We start from the raw sequence: 13,957 nt of genomic DNA on the forward strand, positions 1-13,957 counted from the left end.
TAAATTCTTCTCTTGCCAGACATTTACCGCGCATATGCAACTTAATATTCCGACGTCGCTTACCCTGTTTCGTGTCGTGCTGATCCCGTTCTTCGTGCTGGCATTTTATCTGCCTTTCAACTGGGCACCGCTCGCTACCGCCGCTATCTTCATAGTCGCCGCCATCACCGACTGGTTTGATGGCTTTCTGGCGCGTCGCTGGAAACAGACTACGCGTTTTGGTGCCTTTCTCGATCCGGTAGCGGATAAAGTGATGGTGGCCATTGCACTGGTGCTGGTAGCGGAATATTTCCACTCGTGGTGGATTACGTTGCCTGCGGCGACGATGATTGCGCGTGAAATTATCATTTCGGCCTTGCGCGAGTGGATGGCGGAAATTGGTAAGCGCAGCAGCGTGGCGGTGTCATGGATTGGCAAAGTGAAGACCACCGCCCAAATGCTCTCGCTGTTTGCCCTGTTATGGCGACCGAACGCCACGGTTGAGGCGATTGGCGTAGTGGCGTTGTACATTGCGGCAGTGCTGACCTTCTGGTCAATGTTCCAATATTTAAGCGCTTCTCGTAACGATCTGTTTGAAGGGTGATCGATACGATTTAAAAAGCAGCAAACGCGCCTGACGAACGGATAATTTTATTGACTCGCTGCGACAGGTCAGTAGAATGCAACGCATCGAAAGGCAGCACCGCGCCAGACGATAAAAAAATCAGCAGGTTCGGATAGTTAGCTGATGAATTGCGGGAATAGCTCAGTTGGTAGAGCACGACCTTGCCAAGGTCGGGGTCGCGAGTTCGAGTCTCGTTTCCCGCTCCAAATTTGATAAGCAGCGCTCGCTGATTATCGTGCAGGACAAAGGCGCGTTGGCAGAGTGGCCATGCAGCGGATTGCAAATCCGCCCACCTCGGTTCGACTCCGGGACGCGCCTCCACTTTATACCCCGCCCGGGTGGTGAAATCGGTAGACACAAGGGATTTAAAATCCCTCGGCTTATGGCTGTGCGGGTTCAAGTCCCGCCCCGGGCACCATCTTCGTACTACCGAAGAATCTGAATAAATAAAAAAGTAATATGCAGTAATGTCGTAGCCGCCGAGAGGCGGTTTTTTTGTGCCTGAAATTCACCAGCTGGTGATGAAAGGGCAGCGTATGAGCGGCGTGGTGAACGGTCAGCGAAAAAAAAACCGGCCCGCAGGCCGGTCTTGCTATACGGTCTGGCAATCAGGACTGTGGCTGACCCACCGGGCCAGCACCCAGCGTACCGCCTGGTACCGCTTGTCCGCTTGGCGCGTGTGGACGGCCTTCGCTGTCTACCGCGCTGCTGCGATGCTGACAACCCGCTAACGCCGCAAGGGCCACCAGCACACAGATTCCTTTTGAAAATTTATTCATCATCTTCCCCGTCAGAGTGGTTAACCGCAGATAGCCTGCAAGATTTTCATTACTCGTTTACCTTTTTGCTCACCGCTGTAGAAACAGCAGCAGCACGGCCATGCTCATTAAGCATAGCCTGGTACAACCCTATGAAAAGAAAGCGGATAGAAAAAAACGGTCGTGTGGTCAGACGACGAATAAATCAGCAGATAACCAGCAGAAAATGGGATCTGCCGCAGAATGCACTACAATATTGCCTCTGTCAGGGCGAATAATATTCCTGCCTGAACAGGATGTTACGGATTGCCTGAATTGAAATTGTAGAAGGAGAACAGGATGAGCGACCATTTTGATGCATTTAACACCGGTGAGCATTACGGGGTGCTCTGCACCATTGTTGGCGATGCCATATTTAACCTGCATCGTGAGGGTGAAGCGGTATCAGAAGCGTCGATAATCAAGCGGCTGGCACATGAGCGCCGTACCCGAAACGATAAGTTTGAAGACAAGTTTTACGAAATGGCGATCAGGGTGCTCTCGCAGTAATCGCCGTTTACGTATTGCGCCTTCAGCCAGTGCCGAAGGCGTTGAGTTACAGTGTGCCGCTGAGCTTGTTGTGCATATCGCTGCTGCGATCGTCGAGCCCGATCAGCGTTACCGCAATATTGTGACGCTGATAGCGATCGACAATGCCATCAATCGCCGCCACGCTGGAGGCGTCCCAAATCTGTGCGTGGGTTAAATCGATAGTGACCTGCGCCGGATCGTTGCCGTAATCAAAGTGTTCATACAGGTCGTTGCTGCTGGCGAAGAATAGCGGCCCGCGCACCTGATAATTTGCTACCGTGCCCGCGTCGTTCAGGGTACGTTCCGCGCGAATCACGTGGGCGATGCGCCGCGCAAACAGCATCATCGCCAGCAGCACGCCGCTCAGCACGCCAATGGCCAGGTTGCCGGTCCAGACGGTAATGGTGACGGTTAACACCATAATTAGCGTCTCAGAAAGCGGCATGCGTTTCAAAGTGGCGGGCTGCAGACTGTGCCAGTTCAGGGTTTTCAGCGCGACGATCATCATGATACCCGCCAGCACCACCATTGGAATCTGCGCCATCACTTCACTCAGTCCGGTCACCAGCAGCAACAGCACCATGGCGGCGGCAAACGTTGACACACGGGTGCGCGCTTTGCCCAGCTCGACGTTAACGATGGTCTGGCCGATCATCGCACAGCCGCCAACGCCGCCATAAAAACCGGCAAAGATATTGGCAACGCCCAGACCCCAGGATTCGCGACGTTTGCTGGAGAGGGTGTCGGTCAGGTCATCAACCAGCTTGGCGGTCAGCAGAGATTCCATCAGGCCGACAAAAGCGATGCTGAGCGCGGTGGGCCAGATAATGGCAAAAGTTTGCCAGTTAAGCGGCACCAGCAGTTCGGTAAAGCCCGGCAGACCCGGCAGCATTTCACCTTCATCACCAACATTGGGCACCTGATAGCCCATCACCATCACCAGCGCCGTGATACCGACAATGGCGATCAGCGGCGACGGCACGCTCTTCAACAGGCGCGGCAGCAGTACCACGATCGCAATGGTCAGCGCGAACAGCAGCCAGACCAGTGGCGATTGTCCCAGCACGTGCGGCACCTGCGCGACAAAAATCAGAATACCGAGCGCATTAACAAAGCCAATCATCACCGAGCGTGGGATATAGCGCATCATGCGCGCCAGGCCCGCCAGGCCAAAGATAATCTGAATCATCCCGGCAAAAACCACCGCGGGCAGGATATAGGCGGTGCCGTGAGCATGCACCATTGGGCCGATCACCAGCGCCACTGAACCGGCGGCGGCGGTGACCATCGCCGGTCGGCCGCCAAGCAGGGTGAGCGTCAGGCAGAGCACAATTGAAGCGATAATGCTGGCCTTGGGATCAACGCCGGAGATCACCGAAAACGAGATCACTTCAGGAATTAACGCCAGTGCGGTGATGGTTCCGGCCAGGCATTCCCGGGTCAGTAACCGTGGCGAACGCAGCACGCTGGCCACGTTCAGGTTCGCATTGCTGTGCGGCTGCACCGATGCATCTGAAGTCGTCGTCATAATTATTAACAGGCTCTTTTATCATGTATCCGGCGGCATCAGTAGCGTGCGCCAGGAGAGGAGAAGGGAAGGTATAACGCGGGAATGTTACCGGGGATAAAGCGCAGATGCCAGCGCTAAGTCAGCAGCGCGCCACCGGCAAGCGCCTGCACGCTTTCAGGATTCGACAGGGGTTTTCTGGATCACCCGTTCCAGCACACAGCGGCAAACATCCACCTTAACCGCATCGGTTTCGTCCGCCGGCAGCTGAGACAGGCGGGCAATTAACGTGTGGTGGTTAACCTGTTTACTCTTAATCAGCAACTCGGCCACCACCGCGCCCAACATTTCCAGTTCATTTAACGCGCTACCATGATTGAAATAGTCAGCAAGCTCGCTGGCGCCGTGAGGCAGGGTACGCAACATAGCGTCATCCTTATCGGTTTTGCTAAGTTTAAATATGACGATCGACAGGCGCGCAACCATCATCACGGCACAGGCATAAAAAAACCTCTGAAGGTGGAAATCCTCTAACACCTTCAGAGGCGACGCAATGGCATCATTCGTTACTGAATCGTTATCCGATTCACGGGGAGTAAAGTCATACAAATCAGCAAAATCTGCACAATCGCATTATAAACTATTTGTGATTAACGTTTAAAATCAATGGATTAAAACAAATAAAAAGCTGTGCAAATTTGACGTTATCGTTACGCCTGTTTGGATAAACATGGACGTAAGGCTGTGTAAGGCTGCTTGAAAGCGAGACGGCCACACGCTTGAATAAGCTCTTTTTTATCAAGGAATTCTTATGTCATTGCGCGCCTTGCTGTTGATAAACCGTTTTTCCCGTCATGGCCAACGCCACTGGCAGCAGGCGGTTGACCAGCTGCGGGCAGCGGGTGTGACGACAGTGATGCCCGATCCGTCACTCTCTATTGCCGAAGCGATTGACCGGCATGCGGCGGAGGTGGATCGCGTAATCGTTGGCGGCGGCGATGGGTCGCTGAACGCCGCCGCCGATGCGCTGATTCGTCATCAGCTGCCGTTAGCAATTCTGCCTCTGGGCACCGCCAACGATCTGGCGCGTACGCTTAACCTGCCGCGCGATCTGTCGCAGGCAATTGCGGTTGCTGCCGGGCACAAGCTGCGCGCTATCGATGTCGGTATGGTCAATCAGCGCGCCTTTTTTAACGTGGCCAGCATTGGGTTTTCTGCGTCGCTGGCGAAAAATCTTACTGCCGCCTCGAAAAAACGCTGGGGCGTGCTCGGTTATGCGCTGGCGGCCATCAAGATTTTTCGTCAGAGTCGGCCTTTCACCTTATGGCTGCAACATGACGGCAAGCGCGAGAAGGTAAAAACCTTGCAGCTGTCGGTGGGCAATGGCCGTTTCTACGGCGGTGGCATGGCGGTGGCGGAGGATGCGGCACCGGACGATGGGCGACTGGATGTCTACAGCCTTGAACTCCATCACTGGTGGGAAATGATGGCGCTGTTGCCAGCGCTGCGCCGCGGTACACAGGGGCGCTGGCGTAAAGTTCGCGCTTTTCCCGCCACCGCGCTCATCGTTGAGACGCGCCGCCCGCACGACATTAATGCTGACGGGGAAATTGTCGGCACTACGCCCGCGCACTTTTCTTTGCGGCGTCATGCCGTGCGGGTTTTCGTCGGCTGATATCAGGTAAAGAGCGTTAGCGCAGCGGTCAGTTTACGTAACGCCTTTTTCTCTGCCACCACCGCCATGCCGCACAGCGGCCAGTGCGTAGCATCGGTTTCACTGACCACCGCGGTCAGGGCAGCATAGTCGGTGGTCTGCTGCCCGGCAGCCGGAAACAGGATGCGATCCAACTGCTGTTCTTCACAGCGCGCACAGAGCGCGGCCAGCTGCTCATCGGAAGCGGCCAGCACCGGCACGCCGCTGGTGATCAAACCCGGAAAGGCGCGGCCCTGCGCATCGCACAGCGGTTCACCGACGAAATGCGGATAGCGCTGGCCAAGCGTTAGCGCCATCACGGCGGCGGCGTTGGCGGCTTTGCCGCTGGGCAGGGTGTGGTTCAGGATAATAACGCAGCGATCTTCCATTTTCAGTCCTCAGTCGGCTATCAAAATCCCAGCTTAGCGAGAGCGGATCGGGCGGTCTGGAAGATTTGTGCAGCGCTGGCGATAATCTGCGGGGGTCAGTTGATAGACGCGGCGAAACCAGCGGCCTAAATGGCTTTGATCGGCAAAGCCGACCTCGGCCGCCACCGCTACCGGCGTCTGTCCGGCGGCCAGCAGTCGTCGTGCTTCATTCAGGCGCTTATGAATCAGCCAGGCGTGGGGCGCCAGCCCAAAACGTTGCTGAAAGGCGCGTGTCAGACGAAAGCGATCGGCCTCAAGCAAGCTGGCAATCTCACCCAGTCCAATATTCTCGCCGTAATGCGCCTGCAAAAATTCATGTGTCTGCTCCGCCAGACGATGTTCCTGCAGGTGTTCACGCTGTTGCTTACGCCAGAACTGATGGCGGGTGAGATGGGAAAATATCTGCTGCAAGGCCGCCTCTTTCACCATCAGCGGCGCGTCACCGGCAAGATGCTGCCAGGCGTTGAACGTCGCCTGCGCCAGCGGACGATCGTCGCTGAGCGTGGCGGCAAAATTGAGTTCATAGCCCGCGGGCAGGTCGGCAAAAATCGCCGCCATGTGCTGGGCAATCAGCGCCGGTTGCAGATAAAGCATGCGGTAGGTAAAGCCCTGCGCGTCAATAGCGTCGCCATCGTGCAGATCGCCAGGCTCAAGCAGAAACACCGTGCCCGGACGGCTACGGTGGCGTTCGCGGCGGGAGTGAAACTGCTGAATGCCCTGTTCGGTCACGCCGATCAAATAGCTGTCATGCCAGTGCGGATCGTAAGCATGGCCAGTGAAATGGGCGCGTATCGCTTCGATCTGCATATCGCTGTCGCGACGAAAATCGATCCAGTGGTGCGGTTGCTGACTCACGGTGCTCTCCCTTAAGCAAAGCGAGCAAGCAGATTACCGTTTCGGGCAAAAAAAAAGCAAACCGTGCAGGATCTTTTCTGCCGAACATTTCCAACCGTTAATGCGATGGCTATACTGTTGCCAGATTTAGTTAGACCTCTAATGATTAGGTATCTACATTTTGGATGACGCCTTTGTTCACTTTTCACGTCTTCTGCACCGTACGGCACACGCCTGGCGGCTGGCGATCGATCGTCGCGTCAAGGCCAGCGGCTTTGGCATGAGCAGCTGGCTGGCGGTGGCGGCCATTGCCGGTGAAGCGGAACCGATTACCCAGAAAATGCTGGCGCAACTGCTTGGGCTGGAAGAAGCCAGCGTGGTGCCTTTGGTGCAGCGGCTGGTGAAACAGGATCTGGTGCAGCGCATTCAGCCGGATGAAGATCGTCGTAAGCGTCTGCTTTCCGTGACCGAAAAAGGCAGCGCGCTTTACAGCAGCGTCAAGGCGGAAGCGGACAGCCTGCGGGCCGAACTGCTTGCCGATATTCCCCCTGAGCAGTTGGCGGTGACTCAGCAGGTGCTGCAACGGCTGTTAGTGAAGATCGGGACGGTATAAGTGGCGAAAAGCAATCCTTACGGGCCGCGCGAATGGCTGCCTCATGAAAAGCCAATGCTACCGGGCTCGCCCTCAACGCCGCTGCATCCGTGGCCGCGGCGCATCGCCTTTGGCGTTATCGGGCTGCTGATTTCGATAACCGGCGCGCTGAGTAACGCGCTGGTGACCGCTAATCTAATCAATCTGCAGGGCACCTTTGGCGCCTACACCAATGAGATCGCCTGGCTGCCGGCGGTGTACGTGATGGGCAACATCTCCATCAACCTGCTGCTGGTGAAATTCCGCCAGCAGTACGGACTGCGCACCTTTACCGAAGCCTTTCTGCTGCTCTATGCGCTGGTGGCCTTTTTCCACCTGTTCGTTAACGATCTCAGTTCGGCGATCATCGTGCGTGCCGCCCACGGCATGGTGGGTGCGGCGCTGAGCTCGCTGGGTATTTACTATCAGATTCAGGCCTGGCCGGCGAAGCACCGACTGAAAGCGCTGACCATTGGCATCTGCGCTTCTCAGCTGGCGATTCCGCTGGCGCGTCTCTTTTCCAGCGAGCTGCTGCAACTTGAGGAGTGGCGCGGTCTCTATCTGTTTGAGCTTGGGCTGGCGATGATCGCCTTTGGCTGCGTGCTGGTGCTGAAGCTGCCGCCGGGCGATCGCATGAAGGTGTTTGAAAAAATGGATTTCGTCACCTTCATTTTGCTGGCACCGGGCATGGCGCTGATCTGTGCCGTGCTGTCGCTGGGGCGCATTGAGTGGTGGTTCAGCACGCCGTGGCTCGGCGTGGCGCTGGCGCTGGCGGTGGTGCTGATTGTCGCGGCGATCGTGGTGGAACATAACCGTAAAAATCCGCTGATCAATACCCGCTGGCTCGGCAGCGGGGCGATGATTCGCCTTGGATTTGTGATGATCATGATGCGCATTGTGCTGGCGGAGCAGAATACCGGCGCCATCGGTTTTCTGCAGGCGCTGGGCCTGCAAAATGAGCAGATGCACAATTTAGCGCTGGCGATCATCTCTGGCGTGGTGCTGGGGATTGTCGCCAGTGCGCTGACCATCAAGCCCGGACACCTGAACTGGCCCATTGTAACCTCGCTGCTGATCATGATGGTCGCCTCGTGGATGGATGCGCAGGCGAGCCCGCTGACCCGCGGTAATAACATGTACATTAGTCAGTTTCTGCTCGGTTTCAGCAGCGCCTTTTTCCTCGCGCCGGCCATGCTGTTGGGCATTGGCAACGTGGTGACGCAGCCGAAAAACCTGGTGAGCTTTGTGGTGCTGTTTGGCATGAGTCAAAATCTGGGCGGGTTGATCGGCGCCGCGGTGCTGGGCACCTTTCAAACCTGGCGCGAGAAATATCACTCCAGCCTGCTGGGCGATCAGCTTTCACTGCTCGACCCGAACGTGACCGATCGACTGAATCAGTACGCCGCGCTGTTTAACAGCCAACTCGGTGACCCCACGCTGCTTAGCGCGCAGAGCAGCGCGCAGCTGCAAACGGTGGCCACGTTGCAGGCTAACGTGCTGGCCTATAATGATACCTATTTGCTGACGGCGGCGCTGGCGCTTGGCACCCTGATGTGGGTGCTGTGGCGGTTGACGCGTCAGCGTTACCTGAACTGGCGCCAGGCGCAGCGTCTTCTGGCTGAGCAACGACAGCAGGCTACTTTGGCAACATCAACGGAGAAAGAATGAGTCAGCAGGGCGAAAATCAGGCCAACGAGCGCGAACGCACGAACCGGCTACGTATTTTATCCATCGCCATTGGCGGCGGCATCGCGCTGGTTGGCGTGCTGGTTATCCTGTACGCATGGCAGATCTGGCCGTTCAACAGCGCCATTCAGAGCACCGAAAATGCCTATGTGCGTGGCCAGGTCACCTTTATCAGCCCGCAGGTCAATGGCTATATCACCTCGGTTGAGGTGATCGATCTGCAGCCGGTGCACAAAGGCCAGCTGTTGATGACCATTGACGATCGGATTTATCGTCAGCGCGTGCATCAGGCCGAAGCGCAGCTGGCAATGAAACTGGCGGCATTAGCCAATAACCAGCAGCAGCGCCGCAGCGCGCAGGCTACCATTGAAAGCAATAATGCGGCGCTGGCCAATGCCAAAGCGCAGGCGCAGCGCAGCGGTTTTGATCTCAAGCGCGTGGAAAACCTTGCCGCCGACGGCTCGCTCTCGGTGCGCGAACGTGATGCCGCACGGGCCAGCAACACGCAGGCGCAGGCGGCCATTCAGCAGGCGGCCGCGACGCTGGAAGTGTCAAAGCAGAATTTGCAAACGGTGATCGTCAATCGCGCCTCGCTGGAAGGCGATGTGGCCAGCGCCAGAGCCGCGCTGGAGCTGGCGCAAATCGATCTGGTTAATACGCGTATTATTGCGCCCGACGATGGCCAGCTTGGGCAGATAGCGGTGCGGAAGGGCGCCTACGTCAGCGCCGGCACGCGGCTGACCTCGGTGGTGCCAGCGGAAAAATGGGTCATCGCCAACATGAAAGAGACGCAGCTGGCAAACGTCCATCCCGGCATGGCGGTGACGTTTACCGTTGATGCGCTCAACCATCAGAAATTCAGCGGTGAAGTAGAATTTATCTCACCGGCGGCGGGCTCGGAGTTCAGCGCCATTTCGCCGGATAACGCCACCGGCAACTTTGTGAAGATTGCCCAACGCATTCCGGTGCGCATCAAAATCACCGGCGATCAGCAGCGTCTGCGGCCAGGCATGTCGGTTGAGGTCAGCATCGATACGTCAGCCGCCGTGCCGCCGCGCGAGGCTCAGCAATGAGGCGCAAAACCTTACTGATCTGCCTGCTACCGCTGCTGCTGGCGGGATGCGCCACCGAGGTCGATCGTGCACCGGCGTCGCTGCTGATTCCCACCGCCTGGCGCGGCCAGGTGGGGCCATCTTCGGCGGTGGAGTCGCAATGGTGGCGCGCCTTTGGCGATGAAAATATGAACCGGCTGGTGGATCAGGCGCTGCGCAACAATCCTGACGTGCTGGTCGCCCGGTCACGGGTCGATCAATTTCGTGCTCAGCTACGTGGCGCTGAAGGCGCCGATCTGCCGGTCGTGCAGGGCGGCTTCTCGGCCGGGCGCTCGCGCACCTTAAGCGCCGCGACCGGTCAGCCGCACGACAGCGATCTGTTTCAGGGCCAGCTGCAAACCAGCTACGAAGTGGATATCTGGGGGGCACGCAGCAGCAGCATTGCCGCGGCAGAGGCCTCACTGGCGGCGCAGCAGGCGGCGGCCAGCGCCGCAGAACTCACCATCGCCAGCTCGGTGGCCTCCAGCTACCTGACGCTCTGTTCGCTGGATGAGCAGCTGCGCGTCACCGAAGCGACGCTGGCGACGCGTGAAAACTCACTGAAACTGGCGCAGCGGCAGTTTGAAATCGGCTATACCTCACGGCTGGAGTGGATGCAGGCGTCCACCGAATACCAGACGGCGAAATCGCAAATTCCGCAGCTGCAGCACCAAATCGCCCGTCAGGAGAATGCCCTCAGCATTTTGGTTGGCATGAATCCGCGTGAGATTGCCCGCCGCTACGACTTCAGTCAGGTCATGCCGCAGCCGCTGCCGGGCGTGCTGCCCTCCACGCTGATGCAGCGTCGACCGGATATCGTTCAGGCACAGCGTCAACTGCTGGCCGCAGATGCCTCGTTGAGCACAGCCAAAGCCCGCCTGCTGCCGTCGCTGAACCTTACCGCGTCCGGCACGCTGGAGAGCATGGAGCTGCATCAGCTGGTGGATAATCCTTTCCGCCTGTGGAGCATTGGCGGCAGCGTGCTGGCGCCGCTGCTCAATCGCGAAGCCCTGACCGCGCAGGTCGATCAGTCAATGGCAGCGCGTAACCAGGCGCTGTTTAACTATGAAAAGGTGGTGCGTAACGCCTTCAGTGAAGTTAATGACGATCTGGATGCCATTACGCGCTATCGCGAGCAGTTGCAGGAGCTGACGAAGCAGCAGGAGTTTGTCACCGAGGCGTTGCGCATTGCGCATAACCGTTATCAAAATGGTTACGCTTCTTTCCTTGATGAGCTTGATGCGCAGCGCACCCTGTTCAGTACCCAGCTCAATCTGGTGCAGCTGAAAAACAACCTGCTGCTGGCCCAGATTGATCTCTATCGCGCGCTGGGCGGCGGCTGGCAGCCCTGAGCCCACCAGTACCACGATGAACAGACTAAACGGGCCAACGGCCCGTTTTTTTGCCGCTGTTTCGCCCCGCAACCCCACGCCTCGCCGCTTTACCCAACTTGACAATAAGTGCTACTCTACGCGCGATTTTTACTGCCCGCTTCGTTATCACCCCTCCGTACCGCGCCACCGATAGCTGGAATAGGTTATCTGAAGCGCCTTAATTAAAGGATTGATTTTGTGAAAAACCGTTATCTTATTGCCGTGATCGTGGCGGTGGCATCACTGGCTGGTTGTGCACGTACCGCGCCGATCAACAATATTGATCAGCCGGTTATCGGTCATTACAGCGACAATCAAATGCGTCAGGCGATCGTCGAAGCGGGTATCACGCGGCACTGGGTGATGACGCCGGTAGCACCGGGCGTCATCAACGGCCGACTGGCACAGCGTGGCCACGTAGCGAATATTCGCGTCGACTACACGCCATCGCGTTACAGCATTCATTACGTCAGCAGCGAAAACCTGCTGGCAGCGGATAACGAGATCCACCGCAACTACAACAACTGGGTGACCGCGCTGAATCAGGATATCCAGGTGCGTTTATCCGCGCAGCAGCTGAAGTAATATCCCCGACGATGAGAAATCTGCCGGGGAACGTAAAGATCGGTAGCAGCGTGCCGATGGAGTGAACTCCGTAGCGTTATCCGGCTGTTTCGCCAGCTGGCAGGCAGGGATAGCGCCCAGATCAATCGCGTTTAACTATAGAACGGTTGCATGAAATTCACTTTGAGACTCCTTGACTGGCAGGCGAGTGCGCCTGGGCTTACCTCGGCAGAAGAGTGGCAGCGTTGGGCCGCCGCGCCTGAGGTGCCGGATAGCGAACTGCCGCTGGCAAAATGCAGCCATTTGCCGATGATGACCGCGCGTCGTCTCAGCAGCGGCAGCCGGGCGGCGGTTGACTGCGGCCTGGCGGTGCTCAAGCGCCAGCCGGTGGATGCGCTGGTGTTTACCAGCCGCCACGGCGAGCTGGAGCGTAACCTGCGCATTCTTACCGCTATCGCCAGCGATCAGCCGCTGTCGCCGACCGATTTTGCCATGTCGGTGCATAACGCCGCGGCCGGCAGCTTGACCATCGCCGCTGCCCAGCCGCTGGTTGCCACCTCGGTGGCCGCGGGCATCGACACTTTTCAGCAAGGGCTATTTGAGGTGTTGGCGATGATGGAGGCGGGTCATCAGCACGTGCTGCTGGTCGATTTCGACGGCGCCGTGCCAGGACATTATCAATCCTTCCTGCCAGGCGAGTTCAGCGCACCTTATGCCGTGGCGCTGCTGTTCGCTAAAGATGAAGTGCTGAGCTGCCGCTACGAGCTGGCAGAACGGGAAGTGATGCCGCTGCCGCAAAGCATGCAGTTTTTACAGGGCGCGCTCAGTGGCGATCCGGCATTTCAGGTGCAGGGCGCGCAGGGGATCTGGCACTGGGATCGGCGCTGTGGCTAAGCTGGCTTCTCTGGCCAGCCGTCTGAACTATCTCTGGCGGCTGTTGATGACCGCCGTGAGTTTTTCGCTGTTCAGCATCGGTGGCCTGCTGCTGTCGCTGACCTGGTTTAACGTGCTGCTGCTCTGCGTGCGCCAGCCGGTGCGTCGCCGCCAGCTGGCACGCCGTTCTATCGCCTTCAGCTTCCGCTGTTTTTTACGCTTTTGTAAGGCCGTTGGCGTCTACAGCTATCACTTCGAGGGACTGGAGGCGCTGCGTGCCGATCGCGGCTGTTTGATCGTCGCCAATCATCCATCGCTGATCGACTATGTGTTGATCGCCTCGCAGCTGCCGGACGTGGATTGCCTGGTGAAAGCCGAGCTGCGGCATCACCCGTTTTTTCGCGGCGTGATCCGTTCTGCGGATTATCTGCTTAACAGCGAGGCGGCAACGCTGTTGCCGGAAAGCCAGCAGCGGCTGGCGCAGGGCGATACCCTGCTGATTTTTCCGGAAGGCACCCGCACACGCTATGGCGAACCGCTGAAGCTACAGCGCGGCGCGGCCAACATTGCCGTTCGCGCCGGATGCGAACTGCGTATCGTTCATATTACCTGCGACAGGCGCATGCTGGACAAACAGAGCCGCTGGTATCAGATCCCGGCGGCCAGGCCCCATTTTACCGTGCGCGTGCGTGAACGCATCGCCGGTCAGCACGACGATGATGCGCAGCCGCTGGCTGCTCGTCGCCTGACGCGCGAGCTGCAGCAGGCGTTAACACCAAAAGATGACTTGTGATGTGGAAACAATAATGGATGCGTTAATCCCTGAGATTAAACAAATGATTATCGATACGTTAAACCTTGAAGATTTAACGCCAGAGGATATCGACGCGCAGGCACCGCTGTTTGGCGACGGGCTGGGGCTCGACTCCATCGACGCCCTGGAGCTGGGACTGGCGGTTAAAAATCGCTACGGCGTGGTGCTCTCTGCGGAAAGCGAAGCGATGCGGCAGCACTTCTTTTCGGTCGCCTCGCTGGCCGCGTTTATCAGCGTGCAGCGCAGCTAAACCTGTTTGATGAGTAACCTATGAACAAAAACGCGATTTATCAGGAAGTCACCGATCTGCTGGTGCAGCTGTTTGAACTTGATGCGGCGGAGATTACGCCTGAATCACGGCTGTATGAAGATCTGGAGCTCGACAGTATTGACGCGGTGGATATGGTGGTGCACCTGCAAAAACGCATCGGCCGTAAAATCAAACCGGAAATTTTCAAAGCGGTGCGCACGGTGCAGGACGTGGTCGACGCGGTTGAGCAGCTGCTTAACGAAGACGCCGAAGGCTAAGCC

Annotated in this window: 17 protein-coding genes and 3 tRNA genes; 15 read left to right on the plus strand and 5 right to left on the minus strand. The window is 57.6% G+C overall.

What is annotated here, in order from left to right; genetic code table 11:
* The first annotated feature begins 34 nt into the window (after nucleotides 1-34).
* From pgsA to ACJY2L_RS03590, 4 genes are all read left to right on the plus strand, one after another.
* The gene (gene pgsA / locus ACJY2L_RS03575) at nucleotides 35-583 is read left to right on the plus strand and encodes a CDP-diacylglycerol--glycerol-3-phosphate 3-phosphatidyltransferase (protein ID WP_067429402.1); all 549 of its coding nucleotides are present in this window, start codon (nucleotides 35-37) and stop codon (nucleotides 581-583) included.
* 151 nt (nucleotides 584-734) lie between these two features.
* Nucleotides 735-810: transfer RNA gene (locus tag ACJY2L_RS03580), tRNA-Gly, on the plus strand.
* Nucleotides 811-851: 41 nt separating this feature from the next.
* Nucleotides 852-925: transfer RNA gene (locus ACJY2L_RS03585), tRNA-Cys, on the plus strand.
* An 11-nt stretch (nucleotides 926-936) separates the two neighbouring features.
* Nucleotides 937-1,022: transfer RNA gene (locus tag ACJY2L_RS03590), tRNA-Leu, on the plus strand.
* A 190-nt stretch (nucleotides 1,023-1,212) separates the two neighbouring features.
* Here ACJY2L_RS03590 and ACJY2L_RS03595 read toward each other — a convergent pair.
* Nucleotides 1,213-1,356, minus strand: a complete 144-nt coding sequence (locus ACJY2L_RS03595) for a hypothetical protein (RefSeq protein WP_336470216.1) — start codon at nucleotides 1,354-1,356, stop codon at nucleotides 1,213-1,215.
* A gap of 345 nt (nucleotides 1,357-1,701) precedes the next feature.
* Here ACJY2L_RS03595 and ACJY2L_RS03600 point away from each other — a divergent pair, with 345 nt between their 5' ends.
* On the plus strand, nucleotides 1,702-1,911 hold the full coding sequence (locus ACJY2L_RS03600) for a DUF2767 family protein (protein ID WP_067429405.1): 210 nt from the start codon (nucleotides 1,702-1,704) through the stop codon (nucleotides 1,909-1,911).
* Between the two features lie 46 nt (nucleotides 1,912-1,957).
* Here ACJY2L_RS03600 and ACJY2L_RS03605 read toward each other — a convergent pair whose 3' ends face one another.
* Nucleotides 1,958-3,460 carry a SulP family inorganic anion transporter gene (locus ACJY2L_RS03605; protein WP_439212946.1) on the minus strand — a complete coding sequence of 501 codons (1,503 nt, stop codon included), beginning with the start codon at nucleotides 3,458-3,460 and terminating at the stop codon, nucleotides 1,958-1,960.
* A 156-nt stretch (nucleotides 3,461-3,616) separates the two neighbouring features.
* Complete coding sequence (locus ACJY2L_RS03610) at nucleotides 3,617-4,048, minus strand: biofilm development regulator YmgB/AriR family protein (RefSeq protein ID WP_439212947.1); 432 nt, start codon at nucleotides 4,046-4,048, stop codon at nucleotides 3,617-3,619.
* A 202-nt stretch (nucleotides 4,049-4,250) separates the two neighbouring features.
* On the opposite strand from ACJY2L_RS03610, the gene ACJY2L_RS03615 reads away from it, so the two are divergent.
* Entirely contained in the window at nucleotides 4,251-5,114 is an 864-nt protein-coding gene (locus ACJY2L_RS03615) for a lipid kinase (protein ID WP_439212948.1), read from the plus strand.
* A gap of 2 nt (nucleotides 5,115-5,116) precedes the next feature.
* On the opposite strand, the gene ACJY2L_RS03620 is transcribed toward ACJY2L_RS03615, so the two are convergent.
* A complete protein-coding gene (locus ACJY2L_RS03620) occupies nucleotides 5,117-5,521 on the minus strand; it encodes a DUF2000 family protein (protein ID WP_439212949.1) in 405 nt (134 codons plus the stop codon).
* A gap of 33 nt (nucleotides 5,522-5,554) precedes the next feature.
* Complete coding sequence (locus ACJY2L_RS03625; protein WP_419470711.1) at nucleotides 5,555-6,415, minus strand: AraC family transcriptional regulator; 861 nt, start codon at nucleotides 6,413-6,415, stop codon at nucleotides 5,555-5,557.
* 160 nt (nucleotides 6,416-6,575) lie between these two features.
* Here ACJY2L_RS03625 and ACJY2L_RS03630 point away from each other — a divergent pair, with 160 nt between their 5' ends.
* From ACJY2L_RS03630 to ACJY2L_RS03670, 9 genes are all read left to right on the plus strand, one after another.
* Nucleotides 6,576-7,007 (plus strand): MarR family winged helix-turn-helix transcriptional regulator, encoded by a 432-nt coding sequence (locus ACJY2L_RS03630; RefSeq protein ID WP_067429428.1) that lies wholly within the window; start codon nucleotides 6,576-6,578, stop codon nucleotides 7,005-7,007.
* A complete protein-coding gene (locus tag ACJY2L_RS03635; RefSeq protein WP_067429430.1) occupies nucleotides 7,008-8,693 on the plus strand; it encodes an MFS transporter in 1,686 nt (561 codons plus the stop codon).
* Nucleotides 8,690-9,784 carry an HlyD family secretion protein gene (locus ACJY2L_RS03640; protein WP_067429433.1) on the plus strand — a complete coding sequence of 365 codons (1,095 nt, stop codon included), beginning with the start codon at nucleotides 8,690-8,692 and terminating at the stop codon, nucleotides 9,782-9,784. Before ACJY2L_RS03635 ends, ACJY2L_RS03640 begins: the two co-directional genes overlap by 4 nt.
* The gene (locus tag ACJY2L_RS03645; RefSeq protein ID WP_439212950.1) at nucleotides 9,781-11,154 is read left to right on the plus strand and encodes an efflux transporter outer membrane subunit; all 1,374 of its coding nucleotides are present in this window, start codon (nucleotides 9,781-9,783) and stop codon (nucleotides 11,152-11,154) included. Before ACJY2L_RS03640 ends, ACJY2L_RS03645 begins: the two co-directional genes overlap by 4 nt.
* A gap of 219 nt (nucleotides 11,155-11,373) precedes the next feature.
* Nucleotides 11,374-11,760 carry a hypothetical protein gene (locus ACJY2L_RS03650; RefSeq protein WP_187486343.1) on the plus strand — a complete coding sequence of 129 codons (387 nt, stop codon included), beginning with the start codon at nucleotides 11,374-11,376 and terminating at the stop codon, nucleotides 11,758-11,760.
* 150 nt (nucleotides 11,761-11,910) lie between these two features.
* Nucleotides 11,911-12,633 carry a beta-ketoacyl synthase chain length factor gene (locus tag ACJY2L_RS03655; protein ID WP_439212951.1) on the plus strand — a complete coding sequence of 241 codons (723 nt, stop codon included), beginning with the start codon at nucleotides 11,911-11,913 and terminating at the stop codon, nucleotides 12,631-12,633.
* Nucleotides 12,634-12,679: 46 nt separating this feature from the next.
* The gene (locus tag ACJY2L_RS03660) at nucleotides 12,680-13,405 is read left to right on the plus strand and encodes a lysophospholipid acyltransferase family protein (RefSeq protein WP_439213104.1); all 726 of its coding nucleotides are present in this window, start codon (nucleotides 12,680-12,682) and stop codon (nucleotides 13,403-13,405) included.
* A 13-nt stretch (nucleotides 13,406-13,418) separates the two neighbouring features.
* Nucleotides 13,419-13,676, plus strand: coding sequence for a phosphopantetheine-binding protein (locus tag ACJY2L_RS03665; RefSeq protein WP_439212952.1), 258 nt, complete (start codon nucleotides 13,419-13,421; stop codon nucleotides 13,674-13,676).
* 20 nt (nucleotides 13,677-13,696) lie between these two features.
* Nucleotides 13,697-13,954, plus strand: coding sequence for an acyl carrier protein (locus tag ACJY2L_RS03670; RefSeq protein WP_439212953.1), 258 nt, complete (start codon nucleotides 13,697-13,699; stop codon nucleotides 13,952-13,954).
* Nucleotides 13,955-13,957 lie beyond the last annotated feature (3 nt).

The sequence above is a fragment of the Duffyella sp. Ts4 genome (assembly GCF_051851875.1).
GTDB classification, from domain to species: domain Bacteria; phylum Pseudomonadota; class Gammaproteobacteria; order Enterobacterales; family Enterobacteriaceae; genus Duffyella; species Duffyella gerundensis.

Excerpts from the sequence above, each read along its gene's own strand:
- ACJY2L_RS03620 (WP_439212949.1), bottom strand. The coding sequence starts at position 5,521 with ATGGAAGATCGCTGCGTTATTATCCTGAACCACACCCTGCCCAGCGGC.
- ACJY2L_RS03665 (WP_439212952.1), top strand. The coding sequence starts at position 13,419 with ATGGATGCGTTAATCCCTGAGATTAAACAAATGATTATCGATACGTTA.
- pgsA (WP_067429402.1), top strand. The coding sequence starts at position 35 with ATGCAACTTAATATTCCGACGTCGCTTACCCTGTTTCGTGTCGTGCTG.
- ACJY2L_RS03615 (WP_439212948.1), top strand. The coding sequence starts at position 4,251 with ATGTCATTGCGCGCCTTGCTGTTGATAAACCGTTTTTCCCGTCATGGC.
- ACJY2L_RS03645 (WP_439212950.1), top strand. The coding sequence starts at position 9,781 with ATGAGGCGCAAAACCTTACTGATCTGCCTGCTACCGCTGCTGCTGGCG.
- ACJY2L_RS03670 (WP_439212953.1), top strand. The coding sequence starts at position 13,697 with ATGAACAAAAACGCGATTTATCAGGAAGTCACCGATCTGCTGGTGCAG.
- ACJY2L_RS03600 (WP_067429405.1), top strand. The coding sequence starts at position 1,702 with ATGAGCGACCATTTTGATGCATTTAACACCGGTGAGCATTACGGGGTG.
- ACJY2L_RS03605 (WP_439212946.1), bottom strand. The coding sequence starts at position 3,460 with ATGACGACGACTTCAGATGCATCGGTGCAGCCGCACAGCAATGCGAAC.
- ACJY2L_RS03640 (WP_067429433.1), top strand. The coding sequence starts at position 8,690 with ATGAGTCAGCAGGGCGAAAATCAGGCCAACGAGCGCGAACGCACGAAC.
- ACJY2L_RS03660 (WP_439213104.1), top strand. The coding sequence starts at position 12,680 with ATGACCGCCGTGAGTTTTTCGCTGTTCAGCATCGGTGGCCTGCTGCTG.
- ACJY2L_RS03655 (WP_439212951.1), top strand. The coding sequence starts at position 11,911 with ATGAAATTCACTTTGAGACTCCTTGACTGGCAGGCGAGTGCGCCTGGG.